Annotated in this window: 12 protein-coding genes; 9 read left to right on the top strand and 3 right to left on the bottom strand. The window is 64.2% G+C overall.

The window, feature by feature from the left end:
• Positions 1-41: 41 nt before the first annotated feature.
• Positions 42-2,711, bottom strand: a complete 2,670-nt coding sequence (locus tag BKA23_RS09895; protein WP_145227582.1) for a DEAD/DEAH box helicase — start codon at positions 2,709-2,711, stop codon at positions 42-44.
• A 120-nt stretch (positions 2,712-2,831) separates the two neighbouring features.
• On the opposite strand from BKA23_RS09895, the gene BKA23_RS09890 reads away from it, so the two are divergent.
• The 8 genes from BKA23_RS09890 to BKA23_RS09855 all read left to right on the top strand — a co-directional run bounded on the left by BKA23_RS09890 (position 2,832) and on the right by BKA23_RS09855 (position 19,694).
• Positions 2,832-6,242 carry a helicase-related protein gene (locus tag BKA23_RS09890; RefSeq protein ID WP_145227581.1) on the top strand — a complete coding sequence of 1,137 codons (3,411 nt, stop codon included), beginning with the start codon at positions 2,832-2,834 and terminating at the stop codon, positions 6,240-6,242.
• Positions 6,243-6,307: 65 nt separating this feature from the next.
• A complete protein-coding gene (locus BKA23_RS17810) occupies positions 6,308-8,704 on the top strand; it encodes a hypothetical protein (RefSeq protein WP_211841639.1) in 2,397 nt (798 codons plus the stop codon).
• A 230-nt stretch (positions 8,705-8,934) separates the two neighbouring features.
• Positions 8,935-11,691 (top strand): DUF1156 domain-containing protein, encoded by a 2,757-nt coding sequence (locus BKA23_RS09880; RefSeq protein ID WP_145227580.1) that lies wholly within the window; start codon positions 8,935-8,937, stop codon positions 11,689-11,691.
• Position 11,692: 1 nt separating this feature from the next.
• Positions 11,693-15,058: a DUF499 domain-containing protein gene (locus tag BKA23_RS09875; protein ID WP_145227579.1), complete on the top strand. Its 3,366-nt coding sequence runs from the start codon at positions 11,693-11,695 to the stop codon at positions 15,056-15,058.
• A gap of 15 nt (positions 15,059-15,073) precedes the next feature.
• A complete protein-coding gene (locus BKA23_RS09870) occupies positions 15,074-16,297 on the top strand; it encodes a dsDNA nuclease domain-containing protein (protein ID WP_145227578.1) in 1,224 nt (407 codons plus the stop codon).
• A complete protein-coding gene (locus BKA23_RS09865; RefSeq protein WP_145227577.1) occupies positions 16,294-16,872 on the top strand; it encodes a hypothetical protein in 579 nt (192 codons plus the stop codon). The genes BKA23_RS09870 and BKA23_RS09865 overlap by 4 nt, the downstream gene beginning before the upstream one ends.
• Positions 16,869-18,821 (top strand): hypothetical protein, encoded by a 1,953-nt coding sequence (locus BKA23_RS09860; protein ID WP_145227576.1) that lies wholly within the window; start codon positions 16,869-16,871, stop codon positions 18,819-18,821. The genes BKA23_RS09865 and BKA23_RS09860 overlap by 4 nt, the downstream gene beginning before the upstream one ends.
• Positions 18,822-19,010: 189 nt before the next feature.
• Complete coding sequence (locus BKA23_RS09855) at positions 19,011-19,694, top strand: nuclease-related domain-containing protein (RefSeq protein ID WP_246104556.1); 684 nt, start codon at positions 19,011-19,013, stop codon at positions 19,692-19,694.
• On the opposite strand, the gene BKA23_RS09850 is transcribed toward BKA23_RS09855, so the two are convergent.
• Both BKA23_RS09850 and glnA read right to left on the bottom strand, forming a co-directional pair.
• On the bottom strand, positions 19,676-20,431 hold the full coding sequence (locus tag BKA23_RS09850; RefSeq protein WP_145227575.1) for a DUF4192 family protein: 756 nt from the start codon (positions 20,429-20,431) through the stop codon (positions 19,676-19,678). The genes BKA23_RS09855 and BKA23_RS09850 overlap by 19 nt on opposite strands.
• Positions 20,432-20,591: 160 nt before the next feature.
• Positions 20,592-22,016 (bottom strand): type I glutamate--ammonia ligase, encoded by a 1,425-nt coding sequence (gene glnA, locus BKA23_RS09845; protein WP_145227574.1) that lies wholly within the window; start codon positions 22,014-22,016, stop codon positions 20,592-20,594.
• Positions 22,017-22,222: 206 nt separating this feature from the next.
• Between glnA and BKA23_RS09840 the strand changes: the two genes are divergently transcribed.
• On the top strand, positions 22,223-22,666 hold the full coding sequence (locus BKA23_RS09840) for an RDD family protein (protein ID WP_246104555.1): 444 nt from the start codon (positions 22,223-22,225) through the stop codon (positions 22,664-22,666).
• Positions 22,667-22,688 lie beyond the last annotated feature (22 nt).

Raw genomic sequence — 22,688 nt, 5'->3', positions numbered from 1 at the left:
GATGCCACGGAACGCTATCGCTCCCGGACTCTTGGTGGGCTTCAGTCGGCTGCTTCCTCGCCGGGCTCGGCGTTGGCCTGATTGAAGAGGCGTTCTCGTTCAGCTGCGACGACTTCGCGTGCCAATTCGGCTTCGGAGATGTCGAAGGCTTCGGGTGCGCTTTCGGCGGTGTCGCTGACGCGGGCGAAGTCATCAAAGATCTCCTTCTTGCGAGCAAGGATTTCGGTGATCCGCTGGTCAACGCCGTCCTCGGATAGCAGGCGATGAACCTGGACGGTCTCAAGCTGTCCCATGCGTCGTGCGCGGGCGATCGCCTGCCATTCGGTCGTGGGTTTGAGCTGCGGCTCGCAGATCACCACGACGGACGCGGCCTGGATGTTGAGCCCGATGCCACCGGCGATGATCTGCGAGACCTGCACAGCGCCGTGCCCGGCGGCGGAGAACTGGTCGACCATCGTCTGACGGGCGGCGGCCGGCACAGATCCGGTGAGCGGTCCGAAGACCTTGCCGGGCAGGGTGCCGGCGACCTGGTCGAGGACGTTGCGGAAGTGGGAGAACACGATGACTCGTCGGCCGTTGTCCTCTGCCTCGGCGACGATCTCGATGAGTCTGCGCATCTTCTCGGAGTCATTCCCGCTGGCCATCGCGGCTTGGCGCATCGCCATGAAGTTTTCCCCGTAGACGGCGTCCCGGTAAGCCTGCTCGTCCTTACTGGACATGGGCAGCCACTCGTTCACCTCCACCAGCTCGGGGAGCTCGGTGAGGACGTCTTCTTGGTTGCGGCGCAGGTAGGCGGGAGCCACTTGCCGTCGGAATCTGCGGGGAGCCAGTTCGTTGGCGTCGATCACGAGGTCTGGGCGTAGGTAGCCGACGAGGTTGCGGAACTCGTCGATGCGGTTCTCCAGCGGCGTGCCGGTCAAGAGGATCGAGTAGTCGGACTGACCGACGAACTGGGCGACGCGCTGGGAGCGCAGCGCTGCCGGGTTCTTGATGTAGTGCGCCTCATCGACGACGACGCAGCCGACATCGTCCAAGTCGCCGTGCGCGGGGAGGTTCATCCCGAGAAAGTGGATTCCCTCGTACGTTGTCACGGCGACGCCGCCGTTGCGGACCCAGTTTCGGAGCGCGGCTTCGCGCCCCGGTCCATGGACTCTGTGCGGCCGGAGGCTGGACTTCGACTGGATCTCGCGCACCCAGTTCGTGACCACCGCCGCTGGGCAGATGACGAGCGAATGATGCCGTCGTTGGGCTCGAAGATGCGACAAGACCGCGATCGCCTCGACGGTCTTGCCGAGCCCCATCTCGTCGCCAATCACCACCTTCCGCTGCGTGAGAGCAAAGCGGGCGAAACTCTGGTAGCCGCGCAGCGATGCGGTCAGGTGCTGGGTGTTGAGTTCGAGGCTACGGACAGCCTCGACGATGTCGTCGGGCAGGTCTCCGTGGCTCTTCTCCTCGTTCTCGGTGACGAAGCCGAGTTCGGAGAGCATCGCGAAGTAGTCGGCCGGTCGAGCGAGGAAGTCCTCCCACGAGTCTTTCGCTGCCGATCCCGTGGCGTTCCCCGCGATCTGCGCGGCTCGTTTGTTCACGGCCAGCACAGCGTCCTCGAACTGGGCGACGGTCCACCCGGCGGCCACCACGACGAGATGGGTGACCTTCTTGTCGATCACTTTCGCCAACTGAGCGAGTGCGTCCTTCAGAGCCAGGTCGGTGGTCGCCCCCTTCGTCTTCCGCATCGCCTCCCACGCACCGAGGCGGCGAAGCAACTCAGCTCCCTCCGACGTCCGCGCCTTGATGTCGATGCGGACCGGCATCCCTTCGTACGTCGTCTGCCACAGGGTCTGCGCCGCTCCGCGTATCCGCGCCGCAGTGGTCGCCCCGATGCCTGGAAGATGTTCTAGCTGGGTGCCGCGATCGAGCACCGCTTGGATGTTCTTGATCCCCACGTCGGTCAGTGGGCCGATGCGGAGTCGGTCGCGGGTGGCGTCCTTGAGGCGCTCGACGGGCATCTCGCGCATCAGCTTGCGGACTTCACTCTTGCGCACCGCCGCACCGGCAGTCTTGGCCTCGTCCCGGAACCGCTGTTCACGATGCAACGCGGCGTCGATGGAGGCGATGGAGTCTGCGAGCCGGCCGATGACCGAGACGGGTCTGATCTCGGGATCGTCGCCCAGGTCGCCGATGTGCGGGCGCAGTCCGACCCAGTCGGTCAGCGCATCCTCGACCGGCAACTGATCAGGCTGGCCCCCGTCGTCGCGCGAGAGTCTGTCGAGGAACTCCGGCAAGCCCGCGCCAAGCTCTTCCGTGCGGTACGTCGAAAGGAAGTCGGATGCGGAGGCGCCGGTGGACTTCTTCTTGCTACCGCTGAAGAAGCGCCGTGCGCCAACCACCGACTTCACGTCATGGACAGCGACCGGCACCGAGGAGGTCAGTTCCTCCAACCGCGACTCGTCAACCGTGGAGACGGTCGGGAGGTGTGACCGCTTGGCGATCGCCACCAAGGCTCGGCTGTCGTCACCTCGGAGCGGGATCGCTCGCCAAGCAACACTCCCGCTCACCTGCACTGCGGCGGTGCGGTCGCGCAGGGATTCGACGGCCTCCCCAGCGGCCTTCTCGACCCGATTGCGGTGGGCGACGATGGCCTGCGCACGGTCGGCCCTACGCGCGACCTCGTCAGCGGTCGCGCGTAGTTCCTGACGTTGTTCTCGATCCATTGCCTCGTTCGTCTCTGGGGTTGCTGCGAAGATTAATCGTGGCCACCGACGCAAATGCCTCGAATCGGATTGTCGGACCGCTCCAGTAGCGTGGGCCGACTGTCATCCAGGAGGTCAGAAGTGCAGCTCGAAGAGCTCAAGCCGGGTTTGAGGATCGATGGCCTCATCCCAGCGGAGGTCGTCACCGTCATCGCAACGCAGTGGCACGGCTCAGCCGCGCTGGAGTTGACGTACAAGACCTCGACCGGCGGCCTGGGGCAGCAGGTCGTGTTCCGCAAGGACGAGGGCAACCTGTCGGTCGCTAAGACCGGGAGCCGCGCCTTCGACGCTCCTGCCAGTGACTTCAAGCTGGTCGCGGAGGCGCAGCGGATCACGCTCGCTGGGCTCTTCGACCCGATGCTCGCGGTCGCCACCAGCGACGTGCAGCCGCTGCCACATCAGATCCGCGCGGTCTACGGCGAGTTGCTCCCGCGGACGCCGTTGCGCTTTCTGCTGGCTGACGACCCGGGTGCAGGCAAGACGATCATGGCCGGCCTCTACATCAAGGAGCTGCTGCTTCGTGACGACGTGAAGCAGTGCCTCATCATCGCGCCCGGCGGTCTGGTGGAGCAGTGGCAGGACGAGCTTTTCTTCAAGTTCGGTCTCCGGTTCGACCTGCTGACGAACCAGTTGATCGACGCGAACATCAACCTCAATGTCTTCGAGACCAACCCGCTGCTGATCGCCCGCATGGATCAGCTCTCCCGCAACGAGCAGCTCCAGGCCGAGCTCAAGGAGACCGAGTGGGACCTGATCATCGTCGACGAGGCCCACCGCATGGGAGCGCACTACTTCGGCGGCAAGTTGGAGAAGACCAAGCGCTTCCTGCTCGGTGAGCTGCTCGGCGAGATCACCCGCCACCTCCTGCTGATGACCGCGACGCCGCACTCTGGGAAGGAAGAAGACTTCCAGCTCTTCCTCACCCTGCTCGACCGCGACCGCTTTGAAGGCAAGCAGAAGAAGTCCGTGGACGTCTCGGGGATCATGCGCCGCATGGTCAAGGAGGACCTGCTGACCTTCGAGGGCAAGAAGCTCTTCCCTGAACGCATCGCCGAGACGGTGCCCTACGAGTTGACCGCGTTGGAACAGGACCTCTACGAGGACGTGACGCACTACGTCCGCGAGGGCATGAACCGCGCCGAGAAGCTCGGGGGCAAGCGGAAGAACACAGTCGGCTTCGCTCTCACCGTCCTGCAACGACGTCTCGCATCCTCTCCGGAGGCCATCTACAAGAGCCTCGTTCGACGCAGCGAGCGGCTGGAGCGCAAGAAGCAGGAGATCCTCAACGGGACCTACCGCGAGACCGACCCCAACGTCGACCTGGGCGACTTCGATGAGGACGAGTACAACGCCGAGGAGCTGGAGCAACTCGAAGAAGACGTGATGGACGCGGCCACGGCCGCGCAGACCGTCGAAGAACTCAACGCCGAGCTCATCGAGTTGGCCGACCTCATCGAGACGGCCAAGCGAGTCCGGGAGGCAGGCACGGACCGCAAGTGGACCGAGCTGTCTACGATTCTCCAGGACAACGCGTTGGTCTCCGACAGCAACGGATGGCCGCGGAAGTTCATCATCTTCACCGAGCACCGCGACACCCTCGACTACCTCCAAGCCAAGATCGGCTCACTCCTCGGCAAGCTCGACGCTGTCAAGGCGATCCACGGCGGCGTCCGACGAGGCGAGCGCCGCGTGATCACCGAGGAGTTCACCAAGAACCGGGACGTGCAGATCCTCCTTGCCACCGATGCCGCCGGCGAAGGCCTCAACCTTCAGGCTGCGCATCTGATGGTCAACTACGACCTGCCGTGGAACCCCAACCGCATCGAGCAGCGCTTCGGCCGCATCCACCGCATCGGCCAGGAGGACGTCTGCCGCCTGTGGAATCTCGTCGCCGCCAACACCCGCGAAGGGGAGGTTTTCACGCGGCTGCTGGAGAAGCTGGAGCAGATGCGCCAGACGTACGGCGGCAAGGTGTTCGACGTGCTCGGCGAAGCCTTCAACGAAACACCGCTACGCAACCTCCTCCTAGAGGCGATCCAGTACGGCGAGCGTCCAGAAGTGAAGGCCAAGATGCACGAGGTCATCGACGCCAGCGTTGGGGACGGACTCAAGGACCTGCTCGACGAGCGAGCACTCGCCTCAGAGAATCTCGCGGACGCCGACCTACACGCTCTTAGAGCGGCGATGGACGAGGCCCGAGCCCGGAGGCTGCAACCGCACTACATCGAGCTCGCATTCAAGGCTGCCTTCGCCAAGCTCGGAGGCCGCATCGTCAAGCGCGAACACGGACGCTACGAGATCCCCAACGTCCCGCAGCACGTACGCGGCGCCGGGAAGGGACCCATCGCGACCAAGTACGACCGGGTCACCTTCGAGCTGGGCAAGGTCCAGTCGGGCGACTTCGCCCGCGCCGACCTTCTCGCACCCGGACATCCTCTCCACGACGCCGTCATGGACGAAGCGGTGCGGCAGTTCGGCGGCGCCCTGAATCGAGGCACCGCCCTCGTGTCATCGACGCTGGAGGAGCCACATCTGCTTGTCGGTGTCGTCGAGGAGGTCGCCGACGCGACCGGATGCACCGTTGCTCGCAGGTTCGGGTACGCCTTCGTGGACTCCTACGGCACTGTCCGACCGGCCGGACCCGCGCCGTACCTCGACTGCGTCGCTGCACCGTCGAGCCCCGTCGTCGACGCCGCCCGAGCCCTGCCCTGGCTCGCCGAGGCCGAGGACCGAGCGACGAGCTGGATCATCGCGAACCAGCTCCCCGAGTACTTGGCTGAGGTGCAGCCGCGCCGGCTCTCCGAGTTGAGCAAGGCGCGCAGTTTGGTCACCAAGCGGCTGGAAGGCGAACGGGACCGGCTGCTGCTGGACGCTGCCATCGCCTCGGAGAAGGAGCAGGCCGGCGGCAAGGCGAAGGAGTCCTCCGACAGCCTCAACCGCAAGGCAGTCGAGCTCGACGTGCGGCTCCGGAAGCGGCTGGAACTGCTCGACCACCAGCAGTTGATGTCCACCAAGCCGCCGCGCATCGTCACCGCAGCGCTCGTGCTCCCCATCGCGATGCTTGAAGAGCAGGTCCCCGCGAGTGCTCCGATCCACGCCAACGAGACCAAGGAGGTCGAGCGCCGCGGCGTCGACCTCGTGCTCGCACGTGAAAGAGAGCTCGGGCGCAAGCCGGTCGAGCAGGCCTTCAACAACCCCGGCTTCGACATCCTCTCGACCGACGCCGCCGGCGACACCTATCGCATCGAGGTCAAAGCCCGCATCGAAGGTGCGACCGACTTCTTCATCACCCACAACGAGGTGATGACCGGGAAGAACGCGGTCCCGCGCTACCGCCTCGCCCTCGTCAAGGTCGACCCACGCGGAGCGCAGCACGACGAGGTTCGCTACCTCGACGACCCCTTCGCCACCACCGACTTAGGCGACTTCGACGCCACCGGCATCCGGGGCGACTGGGCCAAGCAGTGGGCCAAGGGGAAGGCGCCATTCTGATGGCGTCCAAGTCCTCGCGGAACCGACGGAAGAAGTCCCGCCGCAGCAAGCCCCAGGTCGGGCAGATGGATCAGCACGTCGAGGTCGTGCTCAACTGCACCTTCGACACGGCCGACCTATTCTCGGACATCCTCAAGGCAACCGACCCTCAGGCAGAGGTTGAAGGACGGATCGACGATTCAGCGAAGCAGTTCGTGGAGGGGCTCGTTGGTTACGACCCTCTTGGGGCCCTTGAGGCTATCCGGATGATGACTTTGCCCTTCGCTCCTGCGGGCGTCATTCCGGCTGCGGGGGCACAGAGCGGTCCAGCCGTCTCCGAAATATTGGCTGTCGCTCTCCTCTGTGCATCGGCGGAGTTGGATAGCAGCCTCGTTCCGAAGCGGGTCGACCAGGAGCTGTGCGGGGTCATCAGCGAGCGGCTGATTTCTCTTGCCCATGAGCTTCTGAACCTCGCCACAGTCCGCGACCTACTCGCCGCGGACAAGTTCGACGACATGGCGCAGGTGGCGGCATTCGTTCGTAACAACGGACGCTGGATGCGAGGTACGTCCTACCCCGAGATGCAAGAGGAGACACTCACGGGTCTGTTTGGCGCTCCCGCTGTCGATTCGGGAATCAAGGCCCTCGTCGGCTTCGGCGTTGAAGATGCGCTGGCGTTCCTCAACACCTGCCATCAGATGCAGATGGACCAGTTCAATGCACGGAGTCAAGGTCTCGCTGACGCATTCAACTCGATCGACATGAGCACCACGCATGTCCCCACGGATGAAGAGAAGCGCGTCGCGATTGAGGGAGTCACCGGGCTTTTCAACCCGTCCGCTGCACAAGCGGCCGTCCCCATCGCCGACGTCGCGACCGAGGCTGGACTGTCGAAAGAAGCGGGAAGGAAGGTGGCAGAGTTCTTTGCTGCTTCTGTCCCATCAGGAGACGCGGAAGAAGCACTGCGGACTTACCTGGACGGCAACTCGCCCGTACGCGCGCACCCACTCTTCGTTCGCGACGACCTCGTGATGACCATTCACCCGGCTCTGATCGCCGATGCAGTGAAGTCGGGCTTCGAGGATGCCCTGAAGAACTCGGCGCACTGGGAGACGTACGCAGCCCATCGCGGCAAGTTCTTGGAGGACCGAGTGGCGGACCTTTTCAGGACACTCGTCCCTGGGGTCACGGAGCACCACGGAGTCGAGTACTTCGTACCCGCAACTGAGTCGGAGGCCTCTGGTGAGCCCTCGGGATATACGAAGCTCGTGGAAGGGGATCACCTATTTGTTCTCCACGATGTTGCGTTCATCGTCGAGGACAAGGCCATCCCGCTCAGTGACCGCTCACGGACCGGCGAGTTGAGCCCTCTACGTCGCAATCTTGCGGCTGCCATCGCAAAGGGAGCAGAACAAGCCAGTCGAATGAAGCAGCGGATCACCCAGGATCACGGTCTTCGTCTTCGCGATGGTTCCTGGATCGACTTGACAGACGTTCGCGAGATCCATTCTGTCGTCACAAGTCTTGACGACATGCCAGGTATCGCCACGGCGACAGCCAAATTGGCTGGGGCCGGGCTTCTCTCGCCCGAAGACATCCCTTGGACAGTCTCGCTTAACGACCTCGACCTCATCGCGCAGCTTGTCGACCGCCCTGCGGAGTTCTTGCTGTACGTTCGGCGGAGGACGGAGCCCAAGGCCACCGAGATGTTCATGGCAGTTGATGAACTGGACCTGTTCTTGCTCTTCTTCCGCATGGGTTTGTACGTCGAACCTGACCCCGTTCTGGTAGCGCGCGAGATGCCGTGGCTCGGCAAGCCTCGGCTGGCAGACTTGCGACGCCACAGAGAGCAAGTCCCCGGGCTCGTCACAAGCCACACCGATGACCTCGACGCGTGGTACTTCTCGCTGCACACTCCCGCTGGCGGCGAGACTGGGGTCACCGCGCCCAAGCCACAGATGGTTCCCTCCCCGCTGGCTCCGCTCATCGACTGGCTTCGCGACAACGGCATTTTCGCTTGGCTGAGCATCGGCGCCACGCTTCTCGAAGGCTCCTCAGATGCACAGCAGCAGCTTGCGGACTACCCAGGAGACCTGACCAGCCATCCAGCGCCCAACGGCCAGCCCCGGAGCATTGCCACCCCTTGGGGGCTTACTAAGGAGGATGGCTGGCTGCTGGTGTGGATGACGCGACCTGACGCGATGGACGGCGAAAAGGTCGTCCAACGCGCCCATGCCTACATGGTCGCCAAGAAGCATCAACTTGGCTATCTGCGCGGCGCATCATTCGTGTACGACGAGCCAACCGGTTCGATCATCGGGGCGTCCTACGACTCGGGGCAGACCGAGGTACCCCCCGAGATCCTCGCCGAGCTGGTCGCTTCTCTCAGGCCGCTCGGCGACATGGACACTCAAGCACAGATGACACAACGGCGCCGGGCCGCGGAACGCGCCGCGAGGCAGACGAAGAAAAAGCGTCGCTAGGAGGCACAGCGCGATGAGTCGGTCGGGCTCGTCGCGCGGGTGTCAATCGATGGCACGGCAGTTAGACGCTCCCTGCCAGTCTGCCGAGACCCGCCACTGCGGGGGTGCATATCGGGCGAACCTGCACGTCGCCCACGTTTCTGTCGGCCGCCGCCGATAGGTTTGGACCATGCAAGTCGCGGTGCTCCGGCGCCGCATGGTCATGCCCAGGAGCGGGCAGAGGGGTCGAAGTGGTTCAGAAGCGCAAGCTGATCGAGGTGGCGCTGCCGCTGGAGGCGATCAACCGGGAGTCAGCCCGTGAGAAGGCTATCCGGCACGGTCACCCGTCGACCCTGCATCTTTGGTGGGCGCGCCGTCCCCTGGCAGCAGCGCGAGCAGTTATCTTCGCGCAGCTCGTAGACGACCCCAGCGCTCGTCCACAGGAGTTTCCGACGGAGGACGCGCAGCACGGCGAGCGAGAGCGGCTGCACGGGCTCATCGAACGACTCGTTGTGTGGGAGAACGTCCGCGATAGCGGCCTGTTGGCGGAAGCACACGCCGAGATCCTGAAATCGACTGGAGGCAACCCTCCTCCCGTCCTCGACCCATTTGCCGGCGGCGGCACCATCCCGCTGGAGGCCCAACGGCTCGGCCTTCCGTCGCGCGCGTCGGACCTGAACCCCGTGGCTGTTCTGCTGAACAAGGCGCTGACGGAGATCCCGTCGGCCTTCCGAAACCAGCCACCGGTCTACCCGGGGCTTTCCGGTGCTCGGTTGTCCTGGAGTGGACCGGAGGGTTTGGCAGCAGACGTCCGCAGCTACGGCGAATGGCTCCGTCACGAGGCGGCGAAACGGATCGGTCATCTCTACCCAGCGGTGGAGCTTGCCGACGGAACCTCCGCCACGGCCATTGCCTGGATCTGGGCGCGAACCGTCACCTGCCCGAACCCTGCGTGCGGTATCGACATGCCGCTGGTTCGCTCTTGGTGGCTCTCGAAGAAGGCTGGGAAGGAGACCTACGTTGCTCCGGTCGTGGTCGGCGACCCGAACCACTCCTCGGGGATGCGAGTCAAGTTCGAGGTGCGGCAGGGCAAACTCGGCGGACCTAAGGCGTCGGAAGATGGCACCGTCGGGCGAACTGGCGGGCACTGCGTGTCATGCCAGACGGCGGTGCCTCTGAATTACATCCGCAGTGAGGGCCGCGCCAAGCGGATCTCGGCGCGCCTGATGGCTGTCGTGGCCGAGGGCAAGCGGCGGCGGCACTACGTGGAAGCCACTCCAGAACACATCGAGGCGGCGAACGTGGAGCGCCCGGATGATGTTCCGCTGGGAGAATTGCCTACCAATCCCCGGGATTTCAAGACTCCGAACTACGGGATGACGACCTGGGCGGACCTATTCACCAACCGGCAGCTTGTTGCGCTCACCACGTTTAGCGACCTTGTGGGTGAAGCCCGGACTCGTGTGGCTGAAGACGGCGGCTCGGCCGATTATGCGAACGCTGTCGCAACCTACCTCGGCCTGTCGACGTCTCGGTGTGCCGACTATTGGTCGTCGATCTGTAGCTGGCACAACACAGGGGAGAAGCTCCGAAACGTTTTCGGGCGACAGGCCATTCCCATGGCCTGGGACTACACCGAGGCCATGCCCTTCTCCGAGTCGACCGGCGGATACCTAGGACAGCTCAATTGGGTTGCCAAGGTCGTCGACTGCCTCCCGGCTAGCGAGCCGGCAGTGGTGGAGCAGGCTGATGCGTCGACGCGGTCCTACGCCGGCGTTTTGGTCTCAACCGACCCGCCGTACTACGACAACATCGGCTACTCGGATCTCTCGGACTTTTTTTACGTGTGGCAACGCCGAACGTTGAGGGAAATCTACCCTGATCTCCTTGGGACGATGCTCGTCCCAAAGGCCGAGGAGCTGGTGGCGAATCCGTACCGGCACAACGGCAAGAGTGGCGCCCACGAGTTCTTCGAGAACGGTTTCCGAGACGTATTCGCTCGTGTTAGGGATTCGGCGTCGGATGACTACCCAATCGCTGTCTACTACGCCTTCAAGCAGAGCGAGGCGGACGAAGTCGGCGAGGCCTCAACAGGGTGGGAGACGCTGCTTGAGGGAATGATTCGATCGGGTTGGGAGATCACGTCCACTTGGCCCTTGCGGACAGAGTCCGGTGTGAGGCTCATCGGGAACAACAAGAACGCATTGGCATCGTCGATTGTGCTGTCACTACGCCCACGACCAGAGGACGCGTCGACGACCGATCGCCGTGGCTTCATCGCTGCCCTTGAGGCAGAGCTTCCCGATGCCCTACGCAAGTTGCAACAGGGGCAGATCGCGCCCGTCGACCTGCCGCAGGCCGCGATCGGACCGGGGATGGCCGTGTTCAGTCGCTATAGTGCGGTCTTGGAGCCTGACGGCAAGAAGATGACTGTACGTTCGGCACTTTCGCGGATCAACGAGATCCTCGACCAGGTGCTCAATGAGCAGGAGGGCGACTTCGACGCTCCGTCTCGCTTCGCGATTGCCTGGTATCGCCAACACGGCTACGACGTGGGTGCGTTCGGGGATGCGAACAACCTTGCTAACGCTCGCAACACGACGGTGGACGCTATGGATCGCGACGGAATTTTGGTCAGCCGTGCCGGGAAGGTTCAGCTCACCAAGCCTGCTGACCTGAGTTGGGACTACGACCCAGTTGAGGACCTCCACACGAGCAACTGGGAAGCGCTGCATCACTTGATCAAGGTGTTGGAGCGGGACGGCATTGCTCCTGCGGGAGACTTCCTCCAAGCTGCGCTGAGCCGACCCGACGGCGCGGTGGATCCGGACTTGGTGAAGGAACTTGCCCACCTGCTGTTCCGTGTCGCGGAAGGCAATGGCTGGACGAAGGATGCGCTCTCCTTCAACACCTTGGTGACGAGCTGGCCTGAGATCCTCGATGTGGCCAGGTCCGCGAAGAAGCCATCTCAGACGCAGAGCGCCTTCGACTTCGACGAGGACGACTGACATGGCATTGAGCAACCGTGATCGCGTCGGGAAGATGTTCGAAATCATTGCCCCCGCGCTCGATGACTACATCTCCTCGGTCATCGGTGAGGTCGACCCCGCTGCTGGTGCGAACTGGGTGGCGCTGGTCGCCGCGAAGGACAACCACCCGGGGAAGGTCTACGACCCGCTCGACCCTCAGGTTCAGCTTCGGATGCTGACCGAGGGCGGGATTACCGCCAACGTGAAGCCGCGCTGGTATCCGTTCTCTGACACGCTCGGCCGCGTTGGCGAGGCGTACGCCTCGGAGTTGCGGAACGCCCGCAACACCTGGGCACACAACGGGTCCTTCACCGACGACGACGCGTACCGGCTGCTGGACACCGCCGAACGCATCCTGACGTTGCTTGGCAAACCCGCCGAGACCGAGGCAGTCAAGGCGGTCCGACTCAACCTCCGCCGCGTGACCGCCGACCGCGACGACAAGAAGGTCTTGAAGGCCGCGGTCGACAACCCCGAAGCCATTGGCGGGCTCAAGCCCTGGCGCGAGGTGTTGCAGCCCCACGACGACGTCGCGACCGGCAACTTTCACGCGTCTGAGTTCGCGGCCGACCTCTACAAGGTCGCCAGCGGGGGCGAGGCGGACTCCGACTATGCCGACCCGGTGGAGTTCTTCAAGCGCACTTACCTCACAGAAGGGTTGAGCGACCTGATCGGTCGTGCGGTCCGGCGCTTCTCCGGCGACGAGAACGTCTCACCGGTCATCAACCTCCAGACCAACTTCGGTGGCGGCAAGACCCACTCAATGCTCTCCCTGTGGCACGTTGCGGCCGGGCTTCCTGTGGGCCAGTTCCCGCAGGAGACCCAGGAATTGCTCCTAGCCAGCGGCTACAAGGGCGACAAGGTCAACCGCGTCGCAATCGTCGGCAACCATTTCAGCCCGTCGGGTGTGACCAAGGCGGACGGCACGCAGGTCAACACCATCTGGGGCGAGCTGGCGTGGCAGCTCGGTGGCGCGGAGGCGTTCGCGCTCGTCGCCCAAGCTGACGCCGATCGCACCCACCCTGGGGAGAGCCTCCACGACCTGCTCCACAAGTACGCCCCAGCGGTCATCCTCATCGACGAATGGGTGGCGTATGCGCGGTCGCTCGTCGGCCGGGACGACTTGGCTGGCGGCACGTTCGACGACCAGTTCACCTTCGCGCAGTCCCTCACCGAGGCAGCCAAGGGAACTTCGGGCGTCCTGCTCGCCATCTCGATCCCTGCGTCTGAGAGCGGCGACAGCGGCGACAAGATCGCCGCCGGTAACGCCGAGGAGGTCGGCGGAGCAAACGGGTTGGAAGCACTCAAGCGACTCCAGAATGTCGTTCGCCGTGTCGCTGATCAGTGGCGGCCAGCGTCATCGGACGAGGCGTACCACATCGTGAAGCAGCGGCTCTTCAAGCAGCCTAACGCCGCCGCGCTGGCGTCGATCGGAGCAACTGCGCGCGCGTACGTCGAGATGTACCGCAAGTACACCGACGACTTCCCGCGCGAGGCACGCGACGGGTCGTACGAAGACCGCATCAAGCGCACCTATCCCATCCACCCGGAGATGTTCGACACCCTCTACGAGGAATGGTCGTCGCTCGAACGCTTCCAGCGCACTCGCGGTGTGCTGCGGCTGATGAGCACCGTGATCCACGCCCTGTGGACCGGCGAGGACGCTTCGCCACTGATCATGCCGGGGTCGATCCCGCTCGCAACCGCCAACGTGAATGCCGAGCTGACCCAGTACCTGCAGGACTCATGGAAGACGATCATCGACGCCGACGTCGATGGCTCGAACTCCGAGCCCGGTCGAATCGACAAGGAGAAGCCGCTGTTCGGGCAGCGCGCACTCACGAAGCGTCTCGCTCGCACAGTGTTCTTCGGTGCGGCCCCGACGATCGCGCCCGGTTCGACGCACAAGGGCATCGGCACCCAGCGGGTGTTCCTCGGCACCGCGGTCCCCGGTGACGTCCCGGGTAACTTCCACGCCGCGCTGACGCAGCTCGGTGACCGTGCGACGTACTTCTACTCGGGGTCGGGTAAGTATTGGTACGACCTCCAGCCCAACATCACCCGCACAGCCAAGGACCAGGCGGAGCGTCTCCACCCGGAGGACGTGTGGGCCGAGATCGTCCGACGTCTCCAGGGCCAAGGACGGACGCGGGGTGACTTCGCTGGCGTGCATGTGTGCCCGGAGTCCAACGCCGACATCCCTGACACCGACGAGGCTCGGTTGGTGATCCTTCACCCGAAGGTCGCACACAAGGGCAAGACCGAGTCGGAGGCCAAGGCGTTCGCGCAGAAGGCGACCGAGCAGCGAGGCAGTGCCAATCGGACGAACCGCAACACCGTCGTCTATCTCGCGGCCGATGAGGCACGGCTCGAAGAACTGAACGCCGCGACTCGTGACTACCTCGGCTGGAAGCACGTCCTGGACAACGAAGTCGACCTCGACCTCACCCAGAACCAGAAGAACCAGGCCGCCCAGCGCCGCGATCAGGCTGACCAGACCGTGACTGCGCGCCTGTTGCAAACGTTCACCTGGGCGCTCGTGCCGACCCAGCCCGACCCGGGATCGCCGTTCCTGATCCGTGAGACCAAGGTCGAGGGCCATTCTGAGTCGCTCGCCGAGCGGGTCTCACGCCGCCTCGGCAACGACGGAGACCTCTCCACTCGTCAGGCCGCTGCAAACATCCGGTTGGCGATCAGCAAGGTGCCGCAGATATGGAAGGACGGCCACGTCTCCCTCGGCGCACTCTGGGGCTTGTACTCACAGTACCCGTACATGCCGCGCCTGCGCGACCGGAAGGTGCTCAACGAGGGCGTGATCGACATGCCAATGATCTGGCAGACCGACGCCTTCGCCCTCGCGACCGGCTACGACGAGACCACCGGACGCTACATCGGGCTATGGGTGCCCACCACCGATGGGAAGTCACTCCCGCCCGCGACGACGGACACGTTGCTGTTGGTGAAGCCGGAGGTTGCCACCAAGCAGATCGAGGAAGAGTCGGCACCGAAGTCGACCGCCGAGGAGAAGCTCGCCGAACTGGTCGAGAAGAACGGCGGTACGACACCTTTCGATCCGAAGGCTCCCAAGGTCGACGTCTTCTTCCCCAAGCCCAAGACTCGCTTCTACGGAGTGAAGACCCTCAACTCCGACAAGATCGCGATGGACTTCAAGAACATCGCCGACGAAGTCATCGCCAACCTTCGCGCCGACGACGGCACCGAGCTGACCATTCGGATCGAGATCGAAGCCACCAACACGGCTGGCTTCGGAGATGGCAAGGTCCGCACCGTGTCGGAGAACGCCAAGACCCTCAAGTTCGATCAGTCGGGCTTCGAGGAAAGCTGATTCCAGGGCCTGGGGATGTCAACGGACGAGGCCGCGAGTGGTGTGGAAGAAGCCTCTGGGCCGCAGGTTCCGGAGAACCTCGCCGCGTTCACGGGTCTTGCTTCAGACCCCACGGGGATCGACACCTTCGAGCGCTACGTCTGGCAGGCCAAGTTGGCGATCAGGTCCTGGCTCGGTGTACTCGCCGAATCTGGCGTTCTGGCTGTGGTGTGCGAACACGTCGAGGATCTCGCAATCGTCGAGACCAGTGGTTATCGCTTCGCGCAACTCAAGACCCGTGACAAGGGCTCATGGAGCGCCGCCAGAATCTGCGAGTCCGGGCACGCCATCGAGAAGCTCGTCGCTTCCTACAAGCTCGCGGAAGAGGCCGGAATCCTCAGCCAGTCGAGGTTCGAGGTCTGGTTGGAGGGGCCACCGTCGGAACAGAAGGCGACATCCGATTTCTTCTCCAACCCAAGCTCCGCATCGGATGACATCAAGAAAAAGATCCGCGCCTTCGGTCTCGCGGGTGCAAAGCTGACCGACTTCCTCCAACGCCTCTCGATCCACTGCCAACAACCCGCCCGCCCGACAGTGGATGCCGTCATCATTCGGCTCATCGGCGCGATCTGGCCGGGTCAGTCGATGCAGCAGGTCGAACGACTCTACGAGTCCTTGCTCCAGGCCGCTGTCGCGGCACAGAGCAGTAGCGCAACCCCGCAGAGCGTCCGAGCCGCGATGCAGTCCGCGCGGAGCGTGCCAGCGGATCCTGACGTGTGGGGCGAGATCGCCGCACAGACACTTTCCGCCCATCAGCTTCGTGCTCTGTGTCCCCCTCTCGCGGCTGACACTGATCAGGACCTTCTCGCGCGCGCTGCGGCCGGTGAGGCAAGCGTCTTGGAACTCAAGCTAATTCGGGCGGGCGCCTCCGAGGAAACCGTCAAGAGCGCCTTGTTGGCACGAGCCGAAGCCAATGTCGCCGCGACTGGGGCACGAGCGTCCGGCGCCATGACGGCAGAGAACGAGGTCGCGCTGGACACACGCCTGCTCGCCGCAGCCGGGTCCATTGCTTCCTTGGCGGAGTCGAACGGGTTGACCATCCAGCGGCCCGCCGAACAGATCTTCCACACCCTCATGAGCGGTGTGGCGAATACCGCAGCTCTCGACGTTGACGGCCTCTACAACCGCGATCACCGGCTCGTCATCGGACATCTGTGCGGCGTCTCTGACCAATGCCGGTTCGCGTGGGGGGTGTCATGAGCGCTGATGACCGTGCCGCGCGCACTGACTCCTCGAACGCGAGGCGAGCGAGTTTTCGGGCCTCGCGCGAAGCAGAGGCGAGAGTTCTCCTGCTGATCGACGGGTTCAGCCGAAAGACCACCGGTCCACGCACCCTGGAGGGCCGAGTCAAGCTTGCTAAGCTCGACTTCCTGCTGCGGTATCCGCGCTATCTCGCAACTGTGCTCGCAAGCCGCGGACTGCGCGAGGCAGATCGTGAAGCGCTCGACCGACAGGACAGCCCGCTGGAGTCCCGGATGATGCGATATCGGTACGGCCCTTGGGACCCGAGCTACTTCGCAGTGCTCGGCTCCCTGGTGGGGCGCGGGCTGATCGAGGTGGTGCCCGCCGAAGGAACCAACGCCCTCGGCTACCGCACCACCGAATCTGGGGCGGCGCTAGCCGACCATTTCAAGGAGGACGGAGCCTTCGAGGACATGGTCGGACGGATCATGCTGCTGCGCCGCCACCTCGACCTCACAGGGGAATCACTCAAGAAGATGCTCTACGACCTCCCCGAGGTGGCGGATGCAACGTGGCACGAGGAGCTCACATGACCGACAAGCAAACCGAAGCGGCACAGCTTCACGATCTTCGGCTCAATGAGATCGACCTCGTCGGAGGCGCCCGCGCGGTGACGTTCCAGCCTGGCCTCAATCTCGTCCGTGGAGACATCACGACCGGCAAGACCACGCTCATTCGGCTGATTCACGCTCTTCTGGGCAGCATTCCGAACAACTTGCCGCCGGAGACCACCGCCGTGCGCGCGATCAGAGGGAAGGTGCTCCTCGGAGCGACGTTCTGGAACGTCTACAGGCCGATGGTCACGACCAACGACACACCGGTCGAGGTCGCGTCCATTCCAGACGTCGCCGGCGCCGAGAGCATCGCAGCACGGCTGCCGGCGGGCGGTCAGCGCGGCTACGGCGACTTCCTCCTGGATCAGCTCGCTCTGCCGATCGTTTCCGTTCCACGGGCTCGACGCGAGCCCACCAACGAACTGTCGCCAGTAACTATCAACGACTGGCTCCTGTACTGCATCGTCACGGGCGACGACCTGGACACGCAGGTCTTTGGACACAGGCATCCATTCCGTGATCTCAAGCGCCGCTGGGTCTTCGAGATTGCCTATGGCCTCTACGACGAGGAGATGGCGAACCTCGCCGCGAGCCTGCGCAGGATCGACCTTGAGATTCGTGCATCCGAAAGCGAAGCCGAGGTCATTCGCCAGTTCCTTGCTGGCACCACCATCGGCAAGCCTGATGAGTTGGAGGCGCAGCTATCGAGCCAAGAGGCCCGGCTGGCCGAGCTTCGATCACAAGCCGCAAACCTCGGCGCGGCAGGCAACGTGGAGCCGGGCGATGAGATTGGCCGAACACGAACGGCTCTCCTCGACTCACGGGAAGGCCTCGACAAAGTCCGCGCCGAGATCCGGCAGCATCAAGCACAACTTCGCGATCTCGGAGAACTCAAGCGCCAACTCGTGAGCCTCTCGAAGCGATTGACCCGGTCCATCGTGGCCGACGAGTGGATGGTCGACTTCGACTTCGTCGTCTGTCCCCGGTGTGGGCAGGATGTCGACCAGCACCGAACTGAGAGTCCCATCTGCTACCTCTGCGAGCAGCCCGAACCAACGTCAGCACCTGACCGCGACGCGCTCATCAGGGAGCAGGACCGTGTCACGTCTCAGATCGCCGAGACGGACCAGCTCATCTCTGAGCGGACGAAGACCTTGGAGGAGCTACGGCTAAGCGAGGAGGACACAGCAGGAGCGCTGGCCACTCTTTCGGATCGGTTGAACCACCTCACGAGTGAGTTCGTCTCGGCACAGGCGGCCGCGTTGCAGAGCGTTGCCGCAGAAACAGCAACAGTGGAAGCCAACGTCGAGTGGATCAAGCGCTACCTAATGTTGGTGGACCGGCAGTCCGACCAGTCCGGATACCTCGACGGGCTGCGTGAGCGCAAGCTTGAGCTTGAGGCGCAAATCGAAGCCCACAGCACGAGCGTTGCGGCCGCCGACGACAACATCGAAGCCCTTGAGAAGCGGGTAGTCGACTACCTCACGCGCCTACATGTGCCCCAGTTGGGTGACCTATTGACCGTCAAGATCAACAGAACGACGTACCTCCCAGAGGTCAGCACCCGCACCTTCGACGAACTCTCCAGCCAGGGCCTGAAGACGCTGGTGAACGTTGCCCACGCGCTTGCCCACCACACCGTGGCGATTGACCGAGGGCTCAATATGCCAGGCCTGCTGATCCTTGACGGCGTGTCTGCCAACTCCGGGAAGGAGGGCTTGGAGGGTGACCGGATCGTCGACATGTACAAGCTCTTCGATGAGATCGCGAACGAGTACGGCGAACAGCTCCAACTCATCATTGTCGACAACGACCTGCCACCGAAGGTAGCGGACGAATTGTCCGACAGCATCGTCCTTACCCTGTCTCAGGAAGCCCGGCTTATCGGAAGTCCCGAGGGTGCTACTGAAGACTCGGCCGCTGAGTGATGGCCGAGATGACCACACCGGACTCTCGTCCGGGGTCTGATGACAAGCGGATAAAGCCCCGATACGCCGGGGCCTGTCGTCTCTGCGGGCGTGACCTGCCTGCTCGGGCAGACTGCAATCTACGAGCGAACAACCAAGACTGTGCGCTGCGTCGAGTGTCCATCCGACGTCGCCACCGACGAAGGTGACGTGGCGGTCGAGAACGAGTCGGCATCGGTCAAGCCCGTCTCTGAACTTGATGCCGGCGTGGCGGGATCGTCCGCTCGGCGTGTGTACGAGCGTCGCAAGGCCAAGGACGAGGAACGGCTGCGCCAGAAGCGGGGCAAGCTCGGCGGAATCGCGGTGGCACTCTCAGACGAGAAGCAGAGCACCAAGGCATGGGCGACTGGCGCGGTCGGCGAGGAACGTCTGGGCGCGTGGCTTGACTCGCTGGTGTCGGAGTCGATCGCGGTCCTGCACGACCGACGCATCCCCGGCACGAAGGCCAACATCGACCACATCGCGGTCAAGACTGCCGGCATCTGGGTCATTGACGCCAAGCGAAACAAGGGCAAGCCCGAGCTGCGCATGGAGGGCGGCATCCTGCGGCCGAGGGTCGAGAAGGTGCTGGTTGGTCGACGTGACTGCACCAAGCTCGTCGACGGAGTCCTCAAGCAGATCGACCTCGTCAGGGGGCTCGTCGGCGACGTCCCCGTGACCGGCGCACTGTGCTTCGTTGAGGCCGAGTGGCCGTTGATCGGCGGAGCGTTCACGACGCGAGGTGTCCACGCCCTGTGGCCGAAGCGGCTCGCGAAGATGCTTGCCGAAGCCGATGGGTCGGTCGATGTCCCGGCGGTGCGGCAGACAGTCGCGACTCATTTAAAGCCTGCATGAATCTCCAGATCGACGTTGTGGAAGACGTCGGCCCAGAGCGCGACGTGGGAACCGGAGTTCGCCTGGTTCATGTCGAGCCAGAGGCGGTCGCGAACCGGAACGTTCTCGACCGCGACCAGCAGTCGTGCTGCGTCGGAGTCGGAGAGTCTGACGCCGTCGCGTTGGAAGCGCTGCACGCGGGCGACGGCCCACCGGCCTTCGACCGGCCCTGTGCTCCTCGGCGGCGGCCTCGCGAGTCTCAGGCAGCAGTGCCGCCACGGGTTCGCGGTCGCCGACAAGAGACTGAGCCAGCGACTCCCGGCTCGCGGCCGGCTGGGCTGCCCGCTCAGCACGGCCATCGCAGCCACGCTCTCGCGAGCGGCGTCGGTCTGGAGCCCCATGTCGCCGGTGTCGAGGTCGGCCCACCGGGTGTCATCGGCCCAGAGAAGGATCGGCGTCTGGATGCCGATGTCGGCGAGTCGTCCGGCGAAGTCCAGGCCGACGGCATTCGCTTGGTTCCGGTCGGCCGTGATGCACACGATCGCGACTGTGGAGCCGGGCTGCGCGTGTCGACCGGACTCGTCACTGATGGAGCGCCAGACGTCCTCGCGGTCGCGAGCCGTAGTGGGGATGTCGACACGCGCAGCAGGGAGCTCGGATCGCGACGGCAGGAACACGATCGACTCTTCGGGCTGGAAAACGAGCAAGTGAGGGATGAGCGCGACGAGCTCGTCGGGGGACTGGATGGAGAGTGTCATGCACACAAGGTGTGCAGCCCGGACAGCGTGGCGGCGATTTCGGAGGGGTGCACCGGGTACGCACGACAACGAAGAACGGCGCCTGCTGTTGGGATCGTCGTGAGACGGTCCAACAGCAGGCGCCGCTTCGGCACTACTGACAGAGGCTTAAAAGCCCCGATCAGATGTCGTAGTAGAGCTCAAACTCGTGCGGGTGGGGGCGGAAGCGCAGCGGGTCGACTTCATTGGTGCGCTTGTAGTCGATCCACGTCTCGATGAGGTCCTCGGTGAAGACGTCGCCCTCGGTGAGGAAGTCGTGGTCGGCCTCCAGCGCGTCGAGCACGGCCGGCAGCGAGCCCGGCACCTGGCCGATGTTCGCGTGCTCCTCCGGGGGCAGCTCGTAGAGGTCCTTGTCCACCGGCTCCGGGGGCTCGATGCGGTTCTTGATTCCGTCCAGGCCAGCCATCAGCTGCGCCGCGAAGCACAGGTAGGGGTTGGCCGACGGGTCGGGGATGCGGAACTCGATGCGCTTGGCCTTCGGCGAGGTGCCCGCGATCGGGATGCGGATACACGCCGAGCGGTTGCGGGCGGAGTAGACCAGGTTGACCGGAGCCTCGTAGCCCGGCACCAGACGGTGATAGGAGTTGACGGTCGGGTTGGTGAACGCCAGCAACGACGGCGCGTGCTTGAGCAGGCCTCCGACATACCAACGGGCCAGGTCCGACAGACCGCCATACCCCTTCTCGTCGTAGAACAGCGGCTCGCCGTCCTTCCAGAGCGACTGGTGGGTGTGCATGCCGGAACCGTTGTCACCGAACAGCGGCTTGGGCATGAAGGTCGCGGTCTTTCCGGCCTCGACGGCGGTGTTCTTGACGACGTACTTGAACTTCATGACGTCGTCGCCCGCGCCCAGCAGCGTCGAGAACGTGTAGTTGATCTCCTGCTGACCGGCGGTGCCCACCTCGTGGTGCGCGCGCTCGACGGTCAGGCCGACCTTCTCCAGGTTGGCGACGATGTCGTCGCGCAGGTCGGCCATGTGGTCCACCGGCGGCACGGGGAAGTAGCCACCCTTGTAGCGCGGCTTGTAACCCAGGTTGCCGCCCTCCTCCTCGCGGCCGGTGTTCCAGGCGCCCTCGATGGAGTCGATGTAGTAGTAGCCGGCGTTCTGCTTGGTCTCAAAACGTACGTCGTCGAAGATGTAGAACTCGGCCTCCGGGCCGAAGAACGCGGTGTCGGCGATGCCGGTCGACTTCAGGTAGGCCTCAGCCTTGGCGGCGATGTTGCGCGGGTCGCGCGAATAGGCCTCGCCGGTGAACGGGTCGACGATCGAGAAGTTCAGGATCAGCGTCTTGTGCTTGCGGAAGGGGTCGACGTAGGCCGACTTCGGGTCCGCGATGAGCTTCATGTCCGACTCGTGGATCGCCTGGAAACCGCGGATCGACGAACCGTCGAACATCGCGCCTTCCTTCAGAGCCTCCGCGTCGAGACCGGCCGCAGGGACGTTGAAGTGCTGCATCACCCCGGGGAGGTCACAGAAGCGCACGTCGACGAACTCGATGTTTTCGTCCTTGATGAACTTCAAGACCTCATCAGTGGTGTTGAACATGAAACCTCCATCGATCGGTGTGCACGCGACAGGCATCAGTGCCTCGCGTCGTGGTCGAGCCTAGGCGCGGGCAGTTTCTCTGCGATCACTGTCACGTTTCGCCGACGTTACGACCCGCTGAGATTCAGTCAGCGAACGTATGACGCCGTCTCCGGCCCCGGTGCCGCGCCTCGCGCCCCATCATGGCCGAACTACGCTCGTGGCTCGTGACGCAACGCGACAGTGAGACGAATCCCGCATCGGGCGGCGGATATCCGGGAGAAATGCTCGGTATGCCGCCCACCGGGCGCGGCTCCCTCGGACGTCTGTGGCCGCGTGTGCTCGCGCTGCTCATCGACTGGCTGCTGTGCTCGCTGATCGCAGCCGGCCTGTTCGGATACCGCTTCGGCGGCCACGGCGCCAACGGATTCGTGCCGCTGGCGGTCTTCTTCGTCGAGAACGTCCTGCTGGTCGGCACCATCGGATCCACCGTCGGGCACCGCATCTGCGGGCTGCAGGTGCGCCGATTGCAGGACCGCCTCAACGGCCCGGTCTCTGCGCTCATCCGCAGTGTCCTGTTGTGCCTGGTCATCCCGGCGGTCATCTGGGATCGCGACGGTCGCGGCCTGCACGACCGCGTCGCCGGCACGGTCCTGCAGCGCTTCCGCTGACCAGCACCGCCATACGTGCGCG

This window comes from Rudaeicoccus suwonensis (assembly GCF_007829035.1).
Classification (GTDB): domain Bacteria; phylum Actinomycetota; class Actinomycetes; order Actinomycetales; family Dermatophilaceae; genus Rudaeicoccus; species Rudaeicoccus suwonensis.
The sequence above is the reverse complement of the archived record's forward strand: the minus strand, read 5'-3'. Positions and strand labels throughout refer to the sequence as shown.

Coding starts and splice junctions, on each gene's coding strand:
- BKA23_RS09895 (WP_145227582.1), bottom strand. CDS start 2,711: ATGGATCGAGAACAACGTCAGGAACTACGCGCGACCGCTGACGAGGTC.
- BKA23_RS17810 (WP_211841639.1), top strand. CDS start 6,308: ATGGATCAGCACGTCGAGGTCGTGCTCAACTGCACCTTCGACACGGCC.
- BKA23_RS09875 (WP_145227579.1), top strand. CDS start 11,693: ATGGCATTGAGCAACCGTGATCGCGTCGGGAAGATGTTCGAAATCATT.
- BKA23_RS09870 (WP_145227578.1), top strand. CDS start 15,074: ATGTCAACGGACGAGGCCGCGAGTGGTGTGGAAGAAGCCTCTGGGCCG.
- BKA23_RS09865 (WP_145227577.1), top strand. CDS start 16,294: ATGAGCGCTGATGACCGTGCCGCGCGCACTGACTCCTCGAACGCGAGG.
- BKA23_RS09860 (WP_145227576.1), top strand. CDS start 16,869: ATGACCGACAAGCAAACCGAAGCGGCACAGCTTCACGATCTTCGGCTC.
- BKA23_RS09850 (WP_145227575.1), bottom strand. CDS start 20,431: ATGACACTCTCCATCCAGTCCCCCGACGAGCTCGTCGCGCTCATCCCT.
- glnA (WP_145227574.1), bottom strand. CDS start 22,016: ATGTTCAACACCACTGATGAGGTCTTGAAGTTCATCAAGGACGAAAAC.